The organism is Pseudonocardia sp. WMMC193 (genome assembly GCF_021728735.1).
Classification (GTDB): Bacteria; Actinomycetota; Actinomycetes; order Mycobacteriales; family Pseudonocardiaceae; genus Pseudonocardia; species Pseudonocardia oroxyli.
Window position 1 is genome coordinate 5239257 of sequence record NZ_JAKKDO010000003.1, and the last position, 19195, is coordinate 5258451.

Annotated in this window: 22 protein-coding genes; 12 read left to right on the forward strand and 10 right to left on the reverse strand. The window is 73.8% G+C overall.

The features are described 5' to 3' along the window. Positions 1 to 46: 46 nt before the first annotated feature. Positions 47 to 814: a class I SAM-dependent methyltransferase gene (locus L3X23_RS26930; RefSeq protein ID WP_237195564.1), complete on the forward strand. Its 768-nt coding sequence runs from the start codon at positions 47 to 49 to the stop codon at positions 812 to 814. On the opposite strand, the gene L3X23_RS26935 is transcribed toward L3X23_RS26930, so the two are convergent. From L3X23_RS26935 to L3X23_RS26950, 4 genes are read right to left on the reverse strand one after another with little or no spacing between them, the layout of a single operon-like run. Beyond that, positions 811 to 1389, reverse strand: coding sequence for a dihydrofolate reductase family protein (locus tag L3X23_RS26935; protein ID WP_093083430.1), 579 nt, complete (start codon positions 1387 to 1389; stop codon positions 811 to 813). The genes L3X23_RS26930 and L3X23_RS26935 overlap by 4 nt on opposite strands. A gap of 16 nt (positions 1390 to 1405) precedes the next feature. Then, positions 1406 to 2017 (reverse strand): hypothetical protein, encoded by a 612-nt coding sequence (locus L3X23_RS26940; protein ID WP_237195565.1) that lies wholly within the window; start codon positions 2015 to 2017, stop codon positions 1406 to 1408. Beyond that, a complete protein-coding gene (locus L3X23_RS26945; RefSeq protein WP_237195566.1) occupies positions 2014 to 2403 on the reverse strand; it encodes a hypothetical protein in 390 nt (129 codons plus the stop codon). Before L3X23_RS26945 ends, L3X23_RS26940 begins: the two co-directional genes overlap by 4 nt. After that, positions 2400 to 4160, reverse strand: coding sequence for a TIGR03767 family metallophosphoesterase (locus tag L3X23_RS26950; protein WP_237195567.1), 1761 nt, complete (start codon positions 4158 to 4160; stop codon positions 2400 to 2402). Before L3X23_RS26950 ends, L3X23_RS26945 begins: the two co-directional genes overlap by 4 nt. Before the next feature lie 143 nt (positions 4161 to 4303). Here L3X23_RS26950 and L3X23_RS26955 point away from each other — a divergent pair, with 143 nt between their 5' ends. Genes L3X23_RS26955 through L3X23_RS26975 form a run of 5 tightly spaced genes read left to right on the forward strand, consistent with a single transcriptional unit; the run spans position 4304 to position 9858 of the window. Next, positions 4304 to 5386 carry an NAD(P)/FAD-dependent oxidoreductase gene (locus L3X23_RS26955; protein ID WP_237195568.1) on the forward strand — a complete coding sequence of 361 codons (1083 nt, stop codon included), beginning with the start codon at positions 4304 to 4306 and terminating at the stop codon, positions 5384 to 5386. Further along, positions 5383 to 6264 carry an RNA polymerase sigma-70 factor gene (locus L3X23_RS26960; RefSeq protein WP_237195569.1) on the forward strand — a complete coding sequence of 294 codons (882 nt, stop codon included), beginning with the start codon at positions 5383 to 5385 and terminating at the stop codon, positions 6262 to 6264. Before L3X23_RS26955 ends, L3X23_RS26960 begins: the two co-directional genes overlap by 4 nt. A 52-nt stretch (positions 6265 to 6316) precedes the next feature. Further along, positions 6317 to 9025 (forward strand): LuxR family transcriptional regulator, encoded by a 2709-nt coding sequence (locus tag L3X23_RS26965; RefSeq protein WP_237195570.1) that lies wholly within the window; start codon positions 6317 to 6319, stop codon positions 9023 to 9025. 30 nt (positions 9026 to 9055) lie between these two features. After that, on the forward strand, positions 9056 to 9325 hold the full coding sequence (locus L3X23_RS26970; protein WP_093083409.1) for a hypothetical protein: 270 nt from the start codon (positions 9056 to 9058) through the stop codon (positions 9323 to 9325). Further along, positions 9322 to 9858 (forward strand): hypothetical protein, encoded by a 537-nt coding sequence (locus L3X23_RS26975; protein ID WP_237195571.1) that lies wholly within the window; start codon positions 9322 to 9324, stop codon positions 9856 to 9858. Before L3X23_RS26970 ends, L3X23_RS26975 begins: the two co-directional genes overlap by 4 nt. Here L3X23_RS26975 and L3X23_RS26980 read toward each other — a convergent pair. Together L3X23_RS26980 and ppk2 are read right to left on the reverse strand one after the other, a co-directional pair. Beyond that, the gene (locus L3X23_RS26980) at positions 9839 to 10726 is read right to left on the reverse strand and encodes an LLM class flavin-dependent oxidoreductase (RefSeq protein ID WP_237195572.1); all 888 of its coding nucleotides are present in this window, start codon (positions 10724 to 10726) and stop codon (positions 9839 to 9841) included. The genes L3X23_RS26975 and L3X23_RS26980 overlap by 20 nt on opposite strands. Positions 10727 to 10738: 12 nt before the next feature. Further along, positions 10739 to 11548, reverse strand: a complete 810-nt coding sequence (ppk2, locus tag L3X23_RS26985; RefSeq protein ID WP_237195573.1) for a polyphosphate kinase 2 — start codon at positions 11546 to 11548, stop codon at positions 10739 to 10741. A gap of 80 nt (positions 11549 to 11628) precedes the next feature. Here ppk2 and L3X23_RS26990 point away from each other — a divergent pair, with 80 nt between their 5' ends. Next, positions 11629 to 12651, forward strand: coding sequence for an epoxide hydrolase family protein (locus L3X23_RS26990; protein ID WP_237195574.1), 1023 nt, complete (start codon positions 11629 to 11631; stop codon positions 12649 to 12651). Then, entirely contained in the window at positions 12644 to 13072 is a 429-nt protein-coding gene (locus L3X23_RS26995) for a GNAT family N-acetyltransferase (RefSeq protein WP_237195575.1), read from the forward strand. Before L3X23_RS26990 ends, L3X23_RS26995 begins: the two co-directional genes overlap by 8 nt. On the opposite strand, the gene L3X23_RS27000 is transcribed toward L3X23_RS26995, so the two are convergent. Then, positions 13038 to 14252: a cation:proton antiporter gene (locus tag L3X23_RS27000; protein ID WP_237195576.1), complete on the reverse strand. Its 1215-nt coding sequence runs from the start codon at positions 14250 to 14252 to the stop codon at positions 13038 to 13040. The two genes, L3X23_RS26995 and L3X23_RS27000, sit on opposite strands and share 35 nt — an antisense overlap. A 65-nt stretch (positions 14253 to 14317) precedes the next feature. Here L3X23_RS27000 and L3X23_RS27005 point away from each other — a divergent pair, with 65 nt between their 5' ends. From L3X23_RS27005 to L3X23_RS27015, 3 genes are all read left to right on the forward strand, one after another. Next, the gene (locus tag L3X23_RS27005) at positions 14318 to 14707 is read left to right on the forward strand and encodes a hypothetical protein (protein WP_237195577.1); all 390 of its coding nucleotides are present in this window, start codon (positions 14318 to 14320) and stop codon (positions 14705 to 14707) included. A 21-nt stretch (positions 14708 to 14728) separates the two neighbouring features. Continuing rightward, positions 14729 to 15136 carry a very short patch repair endonuclease gene (locus L3X23_RS27010; protein ID WP_374204927.1) on the forward strand — a complete coding sequence of 136 codons (408 nt, stop codon included), beginning with the start codon at positions 14729 to 14731 and terminating at the stop codon, positions 15134 to 15136. 123 nt (positions 15137 to 15259) lie between these two features. Beyond that, positions 15260 to 15514, forward strand: coding sequence for a hypothetical protein (locus tag L3X23_RS27015; RefSeq protein WP_237195578.1), 255 nt, complete (start codon positions 15260 to 15262; stop codon positions 15512 to 15514). Here L3X23_RS27015 and L3X23_RS27020 read toward each other — a convergent pair. Together L3X23_RS27020 and L3X23_RS27025 are read right to left on the reverse strand one after the other, a co-directional pair. Continuing rightward, complete coding sequence (locus L3X23_RS27020) at positions 15498 to 16226, reverse strand: HAD family hydrolase (RefSeq protein WP_093083377.1); 729 nt, start codon at positions 16224 to 16226, stop codon at positions 15498 to 15500. The genes L3X23_RS27015 and L3X23_RS27020 overlap by 17 nt on opposite strands. Positions 16227 to 16252: 26 nt before the next feature. Continuing rightward, a complete protein-coding gene (locus L3X23_RS27025) occupies positions 16253 to 17263 on the reverse strand; it encodes a phosphotransferase (RefSeq protein ID WP_237195579.1) in 1011 nt (336 codons plus the stop codon). Between the two features lie 148 nt (positions 17264 to 17411). Here L3X23_RS27025 and L3X23_RS27030 point away from each other — a divergent pair, with 148 nt between their 5' ends. Beyond that, complete coding sequence (locus tag L3X23_RS27030) at positions 17412 to 18467, forward strand: PIN domain-containing protein (protein WP_237195580.1); 1056 nt, start codon at positions 17412 to 17414, stop codon at positions 18465 to 18467. 19 nt (positions 18468 to 18486) lie between these two features. Here L3X23_RS27030 and L3X23_RS27035 read toward each other — a convergent pair whose 3' ends face one another. Further along, positions 18487 to 19134, reverse strand: coding sequence for an FMN-dependent NADH-azoreductase (locus L3X23_RS27035; RefSeq protein WP_237195581.1), 648 nt, complete (start codon positions 19132 to 19134; stop codon positions 18487 to 18489). Positions 19135 to 19195 lie beyond the last annotated feature (61 nt).

Below are 19195 nucleotides of genomic sequence, written 5' to 3' on the forward strand. Positions count from 1 at the left end.
CGAACCCATGGCGATCATGTCGCCCGGCGGAGTACCTTCCGCCGCCATGCCGGACGAGCGCGACCGCCGCTGGGCGGACACCATGCCCGCGGCCTACGCCGCCGGTCTGGAGGCGGCGGTCTTCGCCCCGTTCGCCGCGGAGCTCGCCGGCCGGACGGGTGGGGCGCGGCGCGTGCTGGAGGTGGCGGCGGGCACCGGGGTGGTCACCCGCGCGCTGCTCGACGCCGGGTGCGAGGTGGTCGCGACCGACCTCAACCCCGCCATGGTCGCGCTCGGGGCGCAGCGCGAGCCGCGGGCGCGCTGGGCGCAGGCGGACGCCACGGCGCTGCCCGACGAGGAGTTCGACCTGGTCGTCTGCAGTTTCGGGGTGATGTTCTTCCCCCGGCGTCCGGCGGCCTACGCCGCGGCCCGCCGGGCGGGCGGCCGATTCCTGTTCACCACCTGGGACGCCGTCGACAGCCACGCCTTCGCCGCCGCGCTGGTCCACGGGCTGGACGCAGCCTTCCCGGCCGACCCGCCGCGGTTCGTGAGCGCCGTCCCGCACGGCTACACCGACCCCGACCAGGTCCGCAAGGACCTGGCCGAGGCGGGCTTCGCGGACGTCGCGGTGGAACGGGTGGTGCTCACCGGCACCGCCCCGTCCGCCGCGACCGTCGCCCGCGGCTTCTGCCTCGGGACCCCGCTGCGCCGACAGATCCTCGAGCGCGGGGAGCTGGAGGAGGCCGTGGACGTCGTCGCCGGGGTGATGACCGCCGAGCTCGGCGAGGGCGAGGTCAGCGGCGCGATGGCCGCCTACGTCGTGGACGCCCGCTAGCGGACGACGTCGAACACCTGCTTCTGGATGCCGTTGCCGTAGGCCTGGCTCTCCACCAGCCGCAGCGGCTGCTTGTCCTTGTCGGTCTGGCTGAACAGGCGCTTGCCCGCGCCGAGCAGGACCGGGAAGACGAGCAGGTGGTAGCGGTCGATCAGGCCCGCGTCGGAGAGGGCGCGGTTGAGGGTGGCGCTGCCGTGCATGCTGATCGGGCCGCCGTCGGTCTCCTTCAGCGCGGCCACCTCGTCGAGGGAGCGCAGGATGGTGATCTCGCCCCAGTTGTCGACGAGGTCCTCCTCCTTGAGCGTGGTCGACACGACGTACTTCGGCATGGCGTTGTACTGCGGGAACACCTCGGTCATGCCCGGCCACACCGGGGCGAAGGCCTCGTAGCTGAGGCGGCCGATCAGCATCGCGGACGCCTCGGCCTGCTCGGTGCCCTTGAGCTCGTAGGCGGCCGGATCGAACTCGATGCCGTCGGCGGTCCAGCCGGAGTTGCGGTAGCCGGGCTCCCCGCCGGGGGCCTCGACGACGCCGTCGAGCGAGACGAATGCGGTGGAGATCAGCATGCGGGTCATGGGAGATCCTCTCGGGTCAGTGTTGCCCATACTGACCGAGGGGAGCGCGAGAACTCATCGCCCATCGCCACAACAGGAACGCGGCCGCCGCCCCGAACCACAGCCACGTCGCGAAGGCCGCGACCGGACCGGTGACGAAGAAGCCGAGCAGCAGCGCTCCCACCCAGCTCACGGCGGCCAGGACCAGACCGAACGCCGTCCACAGGAGCGCGATCGGACGCCGGTACACCGACGGACGCGCGACGAGCAGCGGCGCACCCAGCACCAGGACGACCGGCACGAGGACCGGGCTCAGCAGGCTCGCGGCCACCGCCAGCACGCCGAGCACGATCACCCGCAGCAGGACGACCGGACGCCAGGGCCGGACCGCGCCGGGCTCCGGCTGCACCACCACGGGCGCGTCGCCGGGACGCTCGGGGGCGAGCACGATCCGGCCGGGCGCGCCGCCGTTGCGCTGCGGCACCGGCCCGCTCACGAGCACCGCGACGAGCCACACCGCCGCGACCAGCACCGCCCCCGACACCACGGCGGCGAGCAGGAAGTCCGTCGTCTGGCCGGGCGTGGGGTCGTCCAGGACCAACAGCGCCTGCACCGCGGCGTGCACCACGATCACCAACAGCACCCTCACGACGGCCGCCCCGCCTCGTCGATCACCGTCTGCACCGGCCCGTCGTAGAGGACGCGGTCTCCGACGCGCACCGTCATCGGACCGTCCGCCGGAGCGGACACGGTGATCGCGGTGCCGTCCGTGGCCGTCCCGGCGCAGGTCACGGCGCCGGCGTCGGCCGTGCAGACCGGCGCCGCAAGGATGCTCACGCCCTGCGCGACCAGCACGTCGTTGCCCGCGAACCGGACCAGTGCCTCCCGCGTCCCGCCGACGGGCGCGACCGCGGCCACCTGCGAGCACCCGGCCGTGACCAGCGCGACCAGGACCACCAGGGGTCGTGCGTGGAAAGTGGTGCTCTGGCACCACTTTCCACGCACGGGCGGCCGCAGGCCGCTGCTCGGGGTCACCGGGCCACCATCCGGGCGAGGTCGGTGTTGGCCTGGGCCTCCAGCGCCGCGTCGGTGATGGTGGCGAGGTCGAAGGGGGCGGGCAGGAGGAGCTCGGTGTTGCGGTCGAGTGGGGAGCCGCGGCGCATGAACGGGTCCTCGATCCAGTCGTTGGCGGCGAGTTCGCGGCTGGTGCCCGCGAGGTCGGCGAGGCTGCCACCGGGGCCCGCGGCCAGCGGGGAGGCGTGGTCGACGACCGTCGTGAAGATCGACATCGTGCCGTCCCGGTTGTCCACCAGCTCCACGACCTGCTGTTGCTGCGGGAAGTCGATGCAGGACGCCGTGGTGATCTCCCAGAAGCCCCGGTCGCCACGGGTGTGGGCGAGGATCTGGTTGAGGTGGGTGTGCCCGTTCAGCCAGGCGACGACGTTCGGGAAGTCGAGCAGCAGGTCCACGAACTCCTCGGCGCCGTGCAGCACCTCGGTCGCACCCGGCCGCAGCGCCCGGTTCTCCAGGGTCAGCGAGTTGTGGTGGCTGAGGACGAGGACCAGCCGGTCCGTCGTCTGCTCCAGCTGCGCGCGCAGCCAGCGGAACTGGGTGTCCGGGACCGCGCCGTCCGGCCCGGCGACCTGGTTGCAGGTGTCCAGCCCGAACACCCGGACCTGCGGGGTGACGTCCGCGCTCCACCACGTCTCGCCCGAGTCCAGGTTGGCGCGGGTGAACCCGTGCCCGACCGGGCCGGGGTTCGATGCCGTGTCGAAGTGGGCCGCCATGAACTCCTGCTGCTCGAAGATCCGCCGTCGGGAATCGGCCGTGACCGTGCGGAAGCCCGGGGTGAGACCGAACCGCTGGTCGAGGGCGCCGACCAGGCGTTGGAGCGGGCTCGCGGTGGCCGCGTACCCGCCGAGGACGTCCGCCGCGAGCGCCTCCCACGCCAGCGCCTTGCGGTCCCCGGTCGCCATCGTGCGGAACTGCGGACTGATCCCGAACGTGCCCAGCAGCAGGGTGTCGTGGTTGCCGTAGACCGCGTACCAGGGCGCGGGCAGCCCGACGGGCTGGACCGGGCCCGCGATCGCGCGGTCGAGCAGGCCGGGCATCCGCGGGAAGCCGTAGTCGCCGAACCCGCCGCCCGCCGGGTCCTCGGGGCGGTACGCCCACACCGCGTCCGACCAGGCCTGCAGGCCCTCGTACACCCCGGGCCTGCCGCTGTCCGGGGTGACCGGGCGACCGTCGAGCACGTCGATGTACCAGCGCAGCTCGTGGTGGGAGTGCATGTCCGCGCTGTCCCCGGTGACCATCGCGGCCCCCATCGGCGCGCCGGTCAGCGGGCTGAACCGCAGGTCGGTCAGGGCCTGGGTCATCGCGGCCAGCACGTGCACCGTCAGCGGGTCCTGGGGATGGAAGGCCGAGGCCCAGGCCGAGTGGTCCTGCACGATCATCGGTTCGATCCGGCCGGGCGACTGGGCGTCGATGACGTGCATGTCGGAGAGGTGGCCGAGGTAGAGCAGCGACCGGCGGGCCCGGGCCCGGTCCGCGTCCGGCGCCCGGCGCAGGACGTCGAGCCGGGGGAGGTAGGGCTCGCCGGGCCCCGCGACGAGGGTGCGGTACCGCCCCTGCGCCACCGGGCCCTGCAGGATCGTCTGGTGCAGTGTGGACAGTGCGGTGGACGGGGTGGCCTGCTGGGCGAGGGCCTGCCCGAGCTCGAGGGGGTCGAGCTGCCAGGCCGCGGAGAGCGCGGCGACGGAGGCGAGGAAGCCCCGGCGTGAGAGTCCTGCCACCGGCGCGCTCCCTTGTGGACGTGATCGTTCGGGGAAGGACTCGCGGTCGGGCCCGTCTCGTTACCTCGGCGAGCGCCGCCCTCGCTGGTGTGACGGGCAGCACATCGCGTCACGGTCCCGGGGGGCGCCGGTGTCTCGGGGGTATGAGCGCACAGCAGCAGGTCATCGTCCTCGGCGGGGGCTACGCGGGCACCCTCGCCGCCAACCGCCTGGCCCCCCACGCCGCCGTCACGGTCGTGAACCCGCGGCCCGAGTTCGTGCAGCGGATCCGACTGCACCAGCTGGTCGCCGGCACCCACGACGCGACGGTCGACCTGGGGCGGATGCTGGCCGACGGCGTCCGGCTCGTGGTCGACGAGGCGGTGCGGATCGACGCCGCCGCCCGCCGGGTCGAGCTCGGCGGGCAGACGCTCGACTACGACCACCTCGTCTACGCGGTGGGCAGCGGGGTCACGGTGCCCGAGCACGCCTACTCGGTCGCCGAGCTGGAGGACGCGCAGAAGCTGCGCGCCGCGCTCGGGGCCGGGCCGGTGACGGTCGTCGGGGGTGGGCTGACCGGCGTCGAGACGGCCGCCGAGCTGGCCGAACAGGGGCACCCGGTCACCCTGGTCGGCGCGCTCGCCCCCAGCCTGTCGGAGAACGGCAGGGTGCGGGTCGCGGCCAAGCTCCGGGACCTCGGCGTGACGCTGCTCGCCGGACACGTGGACGACGTGCGGCCCGGGGAGGTCGTGGTGGACGGGGCGCCGCGGCCGAGCGCGGTCACGATCTGGACGGCCGGGTTCGGAGTGCCCCAGCTCGCCGCCCGCAGCGGCCTGCGCACCGACGAGCAGGGCCGGCTGCTCACCGACGAGACCCTGACCAGCCTCGACGACGACCGGATCGTCGCCGCCGGGGACTCGGCCGCGCCGTCGGGACAGCCGCTGCGGATGAGCTGCCAGGCCGCGCTGCCGCTGGCCCAGCACGCCGCCGACACCGTGCTGGCCCGGATCGCCGGCACCGAACCCGGCGTGATCGACCCGGCGTTCGTGGGGCAGTGTGTCAGCCTCGGCAGGCACGCGGGCGCGATCCAGGTGGCACGCCGGGACGACACCCCGACCGACACCGTGATCGGCGGGCGGCCGGCCGCGTGGATCAAGGAGGCGGTGTGTCGCAGCACGGTGTGGGCGGTGCGCAGAGGGGCGAGCCCGACGCTGAAGGGCGGGTACCGGAAGACGCTCGTCCCGTGACCCACGCGGAGCGCTTCACCGCGCTGCGGCCCCTGCTGTTCACCATCGCCTACGAGATCCTCGGCTCGGCCGCCGAGGCGGACGACGTCCTGCAGGAGAGCTACCTGCGCTGGGCGGACGTCGACCTGGAGGTGGTCCGGGACGACAAGTCCTACCTCGCGCGGGTCGTCACCCGGCAGGCGTTGAACGCGCTGCGGACCTCGGCGCGGCGGCGCGAGGAGTACGTGGGGCCGTGGCTGCCGGAACCCGTCCAGACGGTCGGGGTCGAGGGTGCGGACACCGACGTCGTGCTGGCCGAGTCGGTCTCGATGGCCATGCTCGTGGTCTTGGAGACCCTCGGCCCGGACGAACGCGCGGTGTTCGTGCTGCGCGAGGTGTTCGGGTTCGACCACGCCGAGATCGCCGAGGCCGTGGGCAGGCCGGTGGCGACCGTCCGCCAGATCGCCCACCGCGCCCGCGAGCACGTGCACGCGCGGCGCAAGCGGTACGAGCCGGTGGAGGCCGCGCGGGTCACCGAGCGGTTCCTGGCGGCGGCGGCCGGCGGGGACGTCGAGTCGCTGATGGCGTTGCTGGCGCCCGACGTCGTCTGGACGGCGGACGGCGGCGGCAAGCTCAGCGCCGCGCGCCGCCCGGTCGTCGGCGCGCAGCGGGTGCTGGCGCTGCTGGGCGGCATGCTCCGGATGAGCGAGAGCGTGGCGGGCCTGCGGTTCGAGTCGGTGCGGAGCAACGGTGCGCCCGCGGTCGTGGTGCACTCCGCCGCGCGGCTGGAGGGGGTGTTCCTCTTCGAGGTCGCCGACGGCCTGATCACGCACGTCTACGCCGTCCGCAACCCGGACAAGCTCGCCGACTTCGGGTCGCCGCGCCGGCTGAGCCGCTGACCCGATCGGCGACGCGTTCCCGCGGGTGGGCCGAGCGGCTACGGTGCGCTCCATGCAGCTGGTCGGCCGCGCGTCCGAGCTGGCCGCGCTGCGCCGGATGGTCGCGGCACCCGGGCCACGGCTGGTCCTGGTCGAGGGCGAGGCGGGGATCGGCAAGACCAGCCTGGTCCGCGAGCTCGGCGCCGCTCGGTGGGCGTACGGCGTGGACGAGGGCGCGCCCCCGCTGTGGCTGTGGCGCCAGCTCGTGCCCGACGTCCGGCCGGACGCGGCGGGTGACCGGTTCGCCCTGGTCGGCGAGCTGCGGGCGGCGTTGGCCGGTGGGGGCCTGCTGGTCGTGGACGACGTCCAGTGGGCCGACGAGCCCTCGCTCCTCGTGCTGCACCGGCTGCTGCGGGCCGGCGCCCCGGTCGTCGTGTGCGCCACCCGGCGGACCGGCGAGTCGGGGGCCGGGTGGGATCGGGTGGGCCCCGACCTGCTCAGCGGCCCCGACGTCGCACGGCTCGCGGTGGGTGGGCTCCCGGACGAGGCCGCGGCCGACCTGGTCCGCGCGGTCGCGGCGACCGGCGACGCGGGCGCGGGGTCGGTGGCGGAGCCCGCCGCGGACACGACCGACGTGGCGTGGGCCGTGCGGGTCGGCGGGGGCAACCCGTTGTTCCTGCGTGAGCTGGCGCGGTCGTCCCCCGCGGCGGTCGGGCGCAGCATGGGCGGGGTCGGGGACGTGATCACCGCGCGGGTCCGCAGGCTCGACGCGTCGGTGCAGCGGCTGCTGCGGGCGGCGTCGTTGCTGGCCGAGGACGTCGAGCTCACGGTGGTGGCGCGGCTGCTCGACGAGCCCACCGTGGCCTGCCTGCCCGCGGTGAGCGCGGCGTTGGCGGCCGGGCTGCTGGTCGACTCCGGCGGCGGCCGGTTCCGCTTCGCCCACGGACTGGTCCGCACGGTGCTCGCCGCGCAGACCCCGCTGCAGGAGGCCGTGGTCCTGCACCTGCGCGCGGCCGAGGCCCTCGAGGACCTGCACCGGCACGGGCTGTCCGCGGTGTCCGCGGACATCGCGCGGCACCGGGCCGCCGTCGCGGTCGTGGGGGACCGGGCGCCTGCCGTCGCGTGGGCCCGCCGCGCCGCCGAGGACGCCACCCGGGCGCTGGCCCACGAGGAGGCGGCGCGCCTCTACCGCTCCGCCCTGGACTGCGGTGGACCCGCTCTCCCCCCGGCCGAGCGGGCGGAGTCGCTCCTCGGGCTGGCCGCCGCCGAGGCCGCGGCCGGACGGCATCCGGAGACGCTCGCCGCCTGCCGGGAGGCCGTCGATCTCGCGCCGGAGCTCGTCGCCCGCGCCGCCCTGCTCCTCGAGGCCATCGGCGAGCGGGACCGCGACCGCACGGTGGAGACGTGGTGCGTGCGGGCGCTCGCGACCGCCACGGGCGCGGTGCGGGTCCGCCTCCTCGCCCGCCTCGCGGAGGCGCGGTACTACGGCGGCGACGTCGAGGGCGCCCGTGCCCCCGCCGCCGAGGCAGTGGCCGCGGCCGCGGAGGACTCGCGGCAGTCGGTGGAGGCGCGCGTCGCGGCCCTGCGGGCTCGGCAGCTCACCTGCAGCGGGCCCGAGTTCTCGGGCGAACGGGCCGGGCTCGCCGCACAGATGACCGCGTTGGGCGAGGACTGCGGGCGCCCGGACGTCGAGCTGTGGGGCAGGCTGTGGACGGTCGACGTGCTGTTCGAGCGGGGCGACCTCGGCGGCATCGAGGTCGAGCTGACCCGGCTGCGCTCGTGTGTGGAGCGGCGCCCCGGGCCGCTCCCGCGCTGGCACCTGCTCGTCGCGACCGCGGCCCTCGCCCAGGCCCGGGGTGACCTCGCGACCGCGCGCGAGCTCGGCGAGGAGGCGTTCGCCCTGCTCGACGCGCTGGGGCACCCGGCCGCGACCGGTGCGTTCCTCAGCCTGCTGGGCGGGCTGGGCCGCCACGCCGGGCACTCCCCGGACCTCGCTGCGCCGGTGCTCGACGACGTCGGCGAGGTGCGGGCCCAGCTGTTCGCGCGGCTGGGGCCCGCGGTCGCGCTCGTCGAGAGTGGACGGACCGCGGAGGCGGCGCGGCTGTACCGGCTGACCGGCCCGCCGCGGGAGTGGGAGATCCCGCCGTACTTCCGCGTGCAGGCCCTCGCCGTGGGGGCACAGATCGCGGTGGGCCTGGGCCTCCCGGCGGACGTCGCCTGGTTCGTCGAGGCGCTCGCGCCGTATGCGGACGGGCACGTGGTCGGCGGGGCGGGGGCCGCGAACTACCTCGGTCCGGTCGCCCTGATCCTGGGCAGCTGCGCCGCCGCCCTGGGCGATCTCGACGGCGCGGTCCGGCACCTGACGGCCGCGCTGGCCACGAGCGAGCGCATCGGCGCGCCCGGGTTCGCCGTCGAGGCGGCCTGCGAGCTCGGCGCCGTCCACCTGCGGCGTGGGGACCCGGCGGGTCGCCTGCTGCTCACCCGGGCGCGCCCCACCGCCGTCGAGCTGGGGATGGCGCCGTGGACGGCGCGGATCGACGAGCTGCTCGGCCGGGACGGCGGCCCGCTCACCGCGCGCGAGCGCGAGGTCGCCGAGCTGGTCGCGCAGGGCTGGTCGAACCGGGAGATCGCCGCTGCGCTGGTGCTCTCCGAGCGGACCGTCGGCAACCACGTCCAGCACATCCTGACCAAGCTCGGGGTGTCGAACCGGGGCCGGATCGCGGCCTGGATGAGTAGCGGGATGAGTAGTTCGCCCGACGCCCGGCGGCCCGCGTCTCCCTAGCGTCCTCCCTGGTCGAACGAGGGGGACACCATGACCTACATCCACATCGCGCGGACGCCCGGGATGGGCCTGGACGGCTACGAGCGGGTCCGGCGCGAACTCGGCCCCGAGAACGGGGCGGGGAACCTGAGCCACCGGGTCGGCGTCGTCGACGGCGTCCTGGTGATCGTCGACGAGTGGGAGTCGCGCGCCCACGCGGACCGGTTCGCGGCCGAGCGACTCTTCCCCGCCTTCGAACGGGCCGGGGTCCTGCCGCAGGCGGCCACGGACGTCACCGCGTTCGAGGCGGTGGCGCGGTGACCGCGCGGATCGGCGTCGCGGTCACCGGGCTGGCGACGCTCTACACGGTCGCGTTGCTGGTGGGTATGCCCGACCCGGACTGGGCCTACCTGGCCCGTGTCCTGGTCCACCTCGGGGAGCTGGCTGTGCTGCTCGCGATCGTCGGCTCCGGCGCGGCCGGACGGAGGGGGCTCGGTCGCGCCGGGGCCGCGCTCGCGGGCCTCGGGCTGGTGGGGCTGGCGGTCGGCGAGGCGACCACCCTGGCCGCGCCCGCGACCGCGGACCTGTTGTTCATGATCTCCCCGAACCTCGTGGGGCTGGGAATGATCCTGCTCGGCGTCGCGGTCGTGCTCGAACGGCGGTGGACGGGGTGGGCCCGTGTCGTGCCGCTGGCGCTGGGGATCGCGGTGTTCGGGGTGCTGACCCCGCTGATCATCGTGTCCGGTGGGCCGCCTGCGCCCGCCGCCGTCGTCGGGCTGCTCGTGTGGGAGGTGCTGTGGGTGGCCTGCGGGGTCGCGGCGCTCACCCGCGCGCCTACCCCAGCTGCGGCCTGATCTCGGTCTGGAACCGGCCGAACAGCTCCCGGGCCTCCGCCGCGCTGCCGCGGATGGCCGGGACGAGCAGCTCGTCCATCCCGGCCTCCTGCCACCGTCCGATGGTGTCGACGATCTCCGCGACGGACCCGGCCACCACGACGGGTCCCTGGACGTCCTCGGCCTTGCCGTCGATCACGAAGACGGCCTGGGTGGAGCGGCGGATCTCCTTCGGGTTCCGGCCGATCCGCGCGCAGTGCTCGTCGAGCACGGCGGACTTGTGGGCGAAGACCTCGGGGGTGGACCAGCAGTTCCACTCGTCCGCCCAACGGGCCACCACGCCGAGCATCCGCTGCTCGCCGGAGGCGCCGATCATCACGGGGATCCGGTGCTCCGCGGGCACGCGCGGGGCGTCGGAGATCGTGTAGTGGGTGCCGTCCAGCGTGGTGCGGTCGGTGCGGAGGAGGCCGTCGAGCACGGCGAGGCTCTCCTCGAAGCGGTCGATCCGGGTGCGGATCGGGCCGAGCTCGATGCCGTAGGCGGCGTGTTCGTTGAGCTGCCAGCCCGCACCGACGCCGAGGACGAGGCGCCCACCCGACAGGTCCGACGTCGTCGCCGCGATGTTCGCCAGCACGGCCGGGTGCCGATAGGTGATCCCGGCGACCATGCTGCCCAGCCGCACCCGGGGGACGGCCGTGGCCAGCCCGGCGAGCAGCGAGAAGCACTCCCGCATCGCACGGTCCGACCGCTCCTCGGTCCCCGTGTTCGCCATGAAGTGGTCGGCCACCCACAGCCCGTCGTAGCCGAGGGCCTCGGCCTCGCGGCCGACAGCCACGACGTCCGACGCCGACCAGGTGGTCCCCAACCAGGCACTGACAGCGAGAGTCATGCCCTCAGCAGATCACGCCAGGAGCGTCGACGCGTGGTCGGGAACCTCACGGGCGAGCTCGCGCGGCGGCCGGACGTAGCCGCGGCCCTTCGGCCGCTCGGGGATGGTGAGCACCTGCTGGGGCACCGGCTGCCACGGGATGCTGTCCAGCAGGTGGGCGATCATGTTCAGCCGGGAGCGGCGCTTGTCCTCGGACTCCACGATCGTCCAGGGGGAGACCTCGGTGTCCGTGTGCACCAGCATGTCGTCCTTCGCCTGGGAGTAGTCGTCCCAGCGGGAGATCGACTCCAGGTCCATCGGGGAGAGCTTCCACTGCTTGAGCGGGTTGGTCAGCCGCTCGCGGAAGCGCTTCTCCTGCTCCTGCGGGCTCACCGAGAACCAGTACTTGCGCAGCAGGATCCCGTCCTCGACCAGCATCTCCTCGAACACCGGGCACTGGCGCAGGAACCGCTTGTACTCCTCGGGGGTGCAGAACCCCATCACCCGCTCGACACCCGCGCGGTTGTACCAGGACCGGTCCATCAGCACGATCTCCCCGGCAGCCGGCAGGTGCTCCACGTAGCGCTGGAAGTACCACTGGGTCTTCTGCCGCTCCGTCGGCGCGGGCAGCGCCACGATGCGCGCGACGCGGGGGTTGAGGTTCTCCGTGACCCGCTTGATCGCCCCGCCCTTGCCCGCGGCGTCCCGCCCCTCGAAGATCACGACGACCCGGGTCCCGGTGGCCTTCACCCATTCCTGCAGCTGCACCAGCTCGCCCTGCAGGCGCAGCAGCTCCGCCTCGTAGATCTCCTTGGGGAACCGCTTGGGCGTCTTCTTGGCCATGGCGCACTCTCCCACCCACCCCGTGAGCGGCAATAGTCGCCATAGAGACGATCGCCGCTCACGGGTCCTAGGGTGGGTGGGTGTTCGAGGATCTGCGGGCGCGGCTGCGGGCCACGCGTTGGCCGGAGGGCGACGGGCCCGGCGTGGACGTCGGCCTGCTGCGTGAGCTGTGCGGCTACTGGGCGGACGGGTTCGTGTGGCCGGTGCCCGCGCTCGAGGACCTGCCGCGTACCCGCGTCGAGGTCGGGGGCCTGGGCATCCACCTCGTGCACGCGCGCAGCGGCCGCTTCCCGCTGCTGCTCGCGCACGGCTGGCCGGACTCGTTCTGGCGGTACGCGAAGGTCGTGCCGCTGCTCGCCGAGGAGTTCGACGTCGTCGTGCCCGACATGCCGGGGTTCGGCTACTCGGACATCCCCGCGACCCCGCTGAGCTCGGTCGACGTCGCCGCGCTGTGGGCGGAGCTGATGACCACGCTGGGCTACGAGCGGTTCGCCGTGGCGGGCGGTGACGTCGGCAGCGCCGTGGCCCGCTTCCTCGCGCTCGACTTCCCGGACCGGGTGGTCGCGGTCCACCGGATGGACGCCGGGCTCTCGTCCGCGACCGCCGACCCGGCCCCGCTGACGGAGGCGGAGCAGGCGTGGCAGCGGGAGGTCGCGGCCTGGAGCGCCGTCGAGGGCGGGTACGGGCTGATGCACCGGACCAAGCCCCAGACGGCCGCCGTCGGGCTCACCGACTCACCCGCCGGGCTGGCGGCGTGGATCGTCGAGAAGCTGGTGTCCTGGGGCGACGGGGCCATGAGCCGGGACGACATGCTCGCCGATCTCACGATCTACTGGGAGACCGGCACGATCGGCTCCTCGATGCGGATGTACGCGGCCAACGGCGCGATCCCGCACGCGCAGCTTGCCCGGCGCGTCGAGGTGCCGTCCGGGTTCTCGCTGTTCGGCGGGGACGTCCTGCCGCCGCCCCGCTCCTGGCTGGAGCGCACCACGAACCTGGTCCGCCTGACCCACCCGCCGCGCGGGGGCCACTTCGCACCCGTCGAGCAGCCCGAGCTCTACGCCCAGGAGCTGCGCGAGTTCTTCGGGAGCGTCGGTGCGTAGCGCGCGCGGTGACGAGCTGACGGCCCGGCAGCTGGAGGCGATCCTGGCGTTGCGGGTGGCGGTGTTCGTCGTCGAGCAGGACTGTCCGTACCAGGAGGTCGACGGGCGGGACACCCTGCGGACGACGTGGCACGTGTGGACCGGGGACGTCGACGCCTGCCTGCGCGTGCTCACCGAACCGGACGGCACCCGGCGGATCGGCCGGGTGTGCACGGCCGAGAAGGCCCGTGGGAGCGGCCTGGCCGCCGAGCTCATGCGCGCCGCGCTGGTCGAGATCGGCGACGCCCCCTCCGTCCTCGACGCCCAGACCTACGCCCGCGGCTTCTACGAGCGGTTCGGCTTCGCGGCGGTCGGCGCGGAGTTCGACGAGGACGGCATCCCGCACATCAGGATGGAGCGCGCCGCGCGTACGAGCGGATGACCAGCCCGGTCGACAGGCCGTGCAGGACGATGCTCGCCACGACCGTCACCACGGTCACGGCGAGGACCAGCTCGGTCTCGGGGCCCTGCAGGTCCACGACGGCGAGCAGCCCGAAGACCAGCGTCGCGATGCCGCGCGGGCCCAGCCAGCCCAGGACCAGCCGGTCCCGGGGCGCGATCGTGGTGCCCGCCAGCGAGAGCACCACCGGGGCGATCCGGGCGACCGTGAGCGCCACCAGCGCGAACACCACGACCTGCCAGGTGATCGAGCCGATCGCGAGGGTCCGGTTCACGATGGCGCCGAACACGAACCACAGGGCCAGCGACAGCAGCTCCCCGACGTCCTCGGTCAGGTGCAGGGTCCCCGCGGGCAGGGTGCGCGCCGCGGGCTCGAACAGCACCCCGGCGACGAACGCGGCCACGAAGCCGTTGCCGCCCAGCACCACCGCGGTGCCGTAGGCGAGCAGCGGCAGGGCGAGCACCCCGATCCGCAGGGCGGACGGCGACGTCCAGCCCGCGTCCAGCACCCGGCGCAACAGGCGCGCCGCCACCCACCCGATCACCGCGCCGACGGCGACGGCGATGACCAGGGACGGGACCGCGTCGCGCACCGCGTGGGTCACGTCCTCCGCCTCGGCGGACGTGGCCACGGCGAGGGCGATGAGGAAGACGGGGGCGACCAGGCCGTCGTTGAGCCCGCTCTCGGTGTTGACCAGCGCGCGCAGCCGTTCCGGGACCCGCCGGTCCCGGACGAAGGCGGCCGCGGGGGCGAGGTCGACGGGCATCACGACCGTCGCGAGGACGAGCAGGAGCCAGAGCCCGGTGCCGTCGAACAGCAGCACCCCCGCGACCCAGGCGAGCGCGAGGGACAGCGGCAGCGCGATCAGCAGCAGCCGCAGGGTGAGCCGCGGCTCGCGGCCCAACACCCCGCCGGGGACCTCGGTGGCGTCGAGGAAGAGCAGGATCGCCAGGACGACCTCGACGATGTGCTCGGCCTGGCCGACCACGCCGTCCGGCGCGCCGAACCCGAGATCGAAGACGAACACCGGGGCCGGGCCCGCGGTGAGCAGCACCCCCGCCACCAGCATGGCCAGCGGCATGGTGACGCTGAACCGGGCGAGCCTGCCCGCCACCAGCGCCCAGGCCAGCAGGATCACCATGATGACGACGAGGGCGAGCACGCTGAACCGCTCGGGCGCCCCGTCCGTGTCGTTACCAGGCGGCGCGTCATCGGGAGGGTGGAGCCATGGTCCACACACGGCGGTCCACGATGGTCTGGCAGGTGCTGAGCGCGGTGGCGCTGCTCGCGATGGGGGGCCTGCACCTGTGGCTGGTGTTCCACGGCACCGGCGGCATCCTCGGGATCCTGTTCGTGCTCAACGCGATCGGCGGGCTGGTCCTCGCCCTCGCGGTGCTCCTGACCCGGGGCAGGCTGCTGCAGGTCGCCACCGTGCTCGGCCTGCTGTTCCTCGCCGGCACCCTGTTGGCGCTGGTCCTGGCACTCACCGTGGGCCTGTTCGGGATCCGGTCGTCGCTGGGGTACGACCTCGCCCTGGAGACCCTGGTCGTGGAGTCCGTCGGCGTGGTGATCCTGCTGGTCACCACCGCGACGGTGCTGCGGCCTGGAAGGGCTTAGCACCGCACTAGGGTTCGGTGGGTGGCGCAGTCGTGGGCCAGCTCGCCGGGGGTGCGGCGGAGCATGCGGTCGAACAAGGGGCGCGATACCGGGCCCGAGCTCGCCCTGCGCTCCGCGGTGCACGCGCTCGGCCTGCGGTACCGGGTCAACGCGCGGCCGTTGAAGGGGGTCCGCCGCACCGCCGACCTGGTGTTCTCCCGCGCTCGGGTCGCGGTGTTCCTGGACGGGTGCTTCTGGCACGGCTGCCCCGAGCACCACACCGTCGCCAAGACGAACGGTGAGTTCTGGGCGCGGAAGGTCTCCGAGAACCGGCGCCGGGACCGCGACACCGACGCGAAGCTGGCCGCGGCGGGCTGGCGCAGCGTGCGGGTCTGGGAGCACGAGGACCCCGTGGTGGCCGCCGAGCGGGTCCGGGCCGCGGTGCGCTAACGGACCTGGCCGTTCGACCGTGGCCGAAGCGCGATCCCGCACGCAGAATGGTGGGAGGAGCCGGGTCAGGAGGTCACCGTGGGCGAGGTCCATCCGTTGCGTGTCGTGGCACAGCGTCCGGTCGTGGACGGCACCGTGCTCTCCTCCGACGAGCTCCGAGCCCAGGTCAAGGCCCTGCAGGACGGGCGGGAGGAGCAGGTCGACGAGGCCCGCTCCGAGCTGGCCGAGAGCCTGGCGAACCTGGACCGGGGCCTGCAGGCGCTGCGGGCCAGGCTGGTTGCGAAGGCCACGCACGCCGCGAAGGTCGCGGGCGGGGTGGCGGCGGTGGGCGTCGGTGTGGTCGCCGCGGTCTGGGTCGTCGCTAGGTCAGAATCCTGAGCAGCTCGCGGTGGTCGGAGATCATGTGGTCCGGCACCGTGTCGTGGTAGGTCTGTTCGCCCTGGCCGGACACGAACATGACCGTCGGCATGCCCGCCCGACGGGCGCCGAAGACGTCTCGGTGCATGTCGTTGCCCACGTAGAGGACGTGCTCGGGGGCCAGCCCCAGCTCGGCGCACACCAGCGTGAACAGCCGCGGATCGGGCTTGCGGTACCCGTGGTCCCCCGAGACGACGACGGGTGAGAACCGCTCCAGCAGACCCACCTGGTGCAGCTCGGCGCGGGCCCACGCGTGCTGTCCGTCCGTGACGATGGCGAGCGGGAACCGGGCCGAGAGCGCCTCGAGCACCTCGTCGACGCACGGGTAGAGCTGCAGGCGGCGCCGCGAGATCCCGCGGTACTGCTCGGCGAGGAAGAGCGGCAGCTCCGCCCGCCGGGTCGCGGGCAGGGCGGCGGTGAAGGCGGTGCCGTGCTCGACGAGCATGCGCTCGAAGATCGCGACGACGTCGAACTCCGGGTACTCCTCGGCGCTGGCCGAGCGCTGCTCGTCCAGGTAGCGGAAGTACAGGTCGCGGACCTCGCCGCGGCGCAGGTCCACCCCGGCGTAGGTCAGGGTGTGGCCGAGCGCGCGGTAGATCTGCTCGTCGTGCTCGTCGGTGAGGATGTCGACGAGGGTGCCGTTGACGTCGAAGGCGACCGCCTGGACGTTCACGGGGACGGAGCCTACGGGGTCGACCATCAGCACGACACCGCCTGGAGGAGCTCGCGGGCCCGCCCCACCAGCCTCCCCGCGTAGGAGTGCGGGAGGTAGTCGTTGCGCGCGATCCGAAGCATGTTCTGTGCCATGTAGAAGGGCAGCCGCCGGGTGATCGAGGAGAACGCCGCGTGGCGGTCCGGGAAGTGGCAGCTGTACTCCCACAGGAAGTGCCCGATGAACGGCTCGGCGCGGTACGGGTCGCCGGTGCCGCGCAGGAAGGCGTGCTGCAGCTCGCCCGCCAACCGGCCGACGTCGAACATCCGGTCCCCGCGCTTCATCCGCTCCAGGTCGATCACGCCGACGTTCTGCCCGCCGCCGAACAGGAAGTTGGCCGGGGTCGCGTCGCCGTGCAGCCAGACCGCCTGGTCCGCCCACATGTGCCCGCGCTCGGCCCACAGCCCGCCGAGCCAGCGCAGCTCGTCGGTCTCCCAGCCGCCGATCCGGCCGCGGTCGCTGAGCACCCGCAGCTGGTCGTCCAGATAGGACACGTCCGCGGCGAAGTCCACGGCCCCGCCCGCCGTGCGGTTGTGCTGGGTGGCGAGGTACCAGGCCAGCGCGGTCAGCCGCCGTCGCAGCAGCCTGCCGTCTCCGCCCACCGCCCGGTCGATCGCCCGGATCAGCAGGTCACCCCGGTAGTACTCCAGCGCCAGGACGCAGTTGATGTCCCGCTCCCAGGCCAGCGGCCGGACGACGTGGTGCGGCGAGCCGACCAGCGAGTACCCGCGCAGCGTGCGATAGCCCTCGTACTCGCACCCGGCCGTCCACGCCGCCTTGTCCCGGTCCCAGCCGAAGCGCGGACCGAAGAACTTGCAGACCAGCCGGGTGCCGGTGGCGGTCTCCTCGTAGGCGTAGACCTCGTTGGAGCCGCTGAGCCGGTGCACGCGGAAGACCGGGTACGGCGTGCGCACGCCCAGCCGCTCTCGCAGGACCCGGTCCAGGAACCCGTGCAGCGGGTCCTGCGCGGACACGAAGCCGACGAACCGTCCGTCCACTGAAGATCCTCCGAGGGGAGAGATTCCAGTGAATCACCGGTGTCGTGGGATGGTCCATCAGCGGAACGGAGATTTAACGAGCGAGGGTGACGCGGTCGGCGGGCGAGGTGGCGCAGGCCCCCGCGCCGGAACCACTACGCTCCGCCCGGTGAGTGACGACGAACGCATCGCCCTGTTCCTCGACTACGAGAACCTGGCGATCGGGGCGCGGGACGGACTCGGGGTCTCGCCCTTCGACCTCGGCCCGGTGGCGGACGCGCTGGCCGAGCGCGGGCGGGTCGTCACCCGGCGCGCCTACGCGGACTGGTCGTTCTTCGACGAGGACCGCAGGCTGCTCGTCCGCCAGCAGGTGGAGCTCATCGAGCTGCCGCAGCGGATGGGCGTGGGCCGCAAGAACGCCGCGGACATCAAGATGGCCGTCGACGCGATCGAGCTGGCCTACGAGCGGGGCTTCATCACCACGTTCGCGATCGGCACCGGGGACTCGGACTTCACCCCGCTGGTGCACAAGCTGCGCGAGATGGACAAGCGGGTGATCGGGATCGGGGTGCAGTCCTCGACGTCCGCGCTGCTCCCTCCCGCCTGCGACGAGTTCCTGTTCTACGACCGCCTGCCGGGGGTCGACGCCGAGCCCAGACCGCGCCGGGGCCGCGCGAAGCCGCAGACCAAGCCCGCCCCGCAGCCCGAACCGGAGCCCGAGCCCGCGCAGGAGCCCGAGGAGACGGAGGAGACCCGGGAGGTCGACGTCGCCAAGCTGGTGGCGAGCACCCTCGCCGGGCTGCAGCGCCACGCCGACGGGCCGATCCTGGGCTCCCGGCTCAAGCGGGCGATCCTGCGCAAGGACCCGACGTTCGACGAGGGCGACTACGGCTCACGCGGGTTCGGTGAGCTGCTGCGCACCCTCGAACAGCAGGGCGTGGTGGTGCTGACCCAGGGGTCGGCGGCAGGTGATCCCGCCGTCGACTTCCCCGAGCACGGGCCGGACGCCGAGGCGTTCGCGCTGCTCACCGACGTCGTGCGGGAGATGGGGCGGCCGCAGCTGTCCGGGCTGAAGGACCGGTTGCGCAAGCGGAGCCCGGACTTCAGCGAGAAGCGCTACGGGTTCGGCAGCTTCTCCGCCTTCGTCCGCGCCGCGAGCGCCCGCGGCCTGGTGCAGATGGAGTTCTCCGAGGACCTGGGCGACTGGGTCCTCTCCCTCCCCTGATGCGGGGGTCGGGTGGCGTTCAGGCCGCGCTCTGGGCGAACTCCTTGCCGGTGGCCGCGGCCTGCTGGTGGGCCTTCTCGCGCACCTCGGCGGCGAGCGGGCGCAGCGCGGCCATGGCCTCGACGGTGTCGGCCAGGGTCAGCTCCGCCTCGACGACCGTGACGGCGCCGCCCCAGACGTCCGCGAAGATGCGGGAGAGCCACCCGATGCCGTGGTCCCAGCCCTCGCGCGGGGTGCCCGCCCCGTAGCCGCCACCACGCGCGACGACGATCGCGACCGGGCGACCGGCCAGCGGGTTCTCCACGCCCGCGGCGAAGCGCGGGTCGGTGATCACGACGTCGATCCAGGTCTTGAGGTGCTGGGAGACGCCGAAGTTGTAGAGCGGGGCGCCGACCACGATCGAGTCGGCCCGGAGCAGCTCGTCGACGAGCTCCTTCGCCGTGGCGACGGCGGTCTTCTGCGCCTCCGAACGCTGGTCCTCCGGGGTGTAGCCGGCGAACGTGGCGGTCGCCCACAGGTCGGCGGGCAGCGGCTGGGTGCCCAGGTCGCGGCGGATCACGGTGCCGCCCGGATGCTGCTCGAGGTAGGCCTTCTCGAGGGTGTCGGTGACCTCGCGGCTCACCGAGCCCTCGGTGCGGATGCTGGTGTCGAGGCGGAACAGGCTCATGAGGGGCTCCTTGTGCTGCGGGAAATATGTTCTGTGAGGCAGACTATCTCCACCGCAGACG

Coding starts and splice junctions, on each gene's coding strand:
- L3X23_RS26930 (WP_237195564.1), top strand. CDS start 47: ATGCCGGACGAGCGCGACCGCCGCTGGGCGGACACCATGCCCGCGGCC.
- L3X23_RS26935 (WP_093083430.1), bottom strand. CDS start 1,389: ATGACCCGCATGCTGATCTCCACCGCATTCGTCTCGCTCGACGGCGTC.
- L3X23_RS26955 (WP_237195568.1), top strand. CDS start 4,304: ATGAGCGCACAGCAGCAGGTCATCGTCCTCGGCGGGGGCTACGCGGGC.
- L3X23_RS26965 (WP_237195570.1), top strand. CDS start 6,317: ATGCAGCTGGTCGGCCGCGCGTCCGAGCTGGCCGCGCTGCGCCGGATG.
- L3X23_RS26970 (WP_093083409.1), top strand. CDS start 9,056: ATGACCTACATCCACATCGCGCGGACGCCCGGGATGGGCCTGGACGGC.
- L3X23_RS26980 (WP_237195572.1), bottom strand. CDS start 10,726: ATGACTCTCGCTGTCAGTGCCTGGTTGGGGACCACCTGGTCGGCGTCG.
- ppk2 (WP_237195573.1), bottom strand. CDS start 11,548: ATGGCCAAGAAGACGCCCAAGCGGTTCCCCAAGGAGATCTACGAGGCG.
- L3X23_RS27005 (WP_237195577.1), top strand. CDS start 14,318: ATGGTCCACACACGGCGGTCCACGATGGTCTGGCAGGTGCTGAGCGCG.
- L3X23_RS27035 (WP_237195581.1), bottom strand. CDS start 19,134: ATGAGCCTGTTCCGCCTCGACACCAGCATCCGCACCGAGGGCTCGGTG.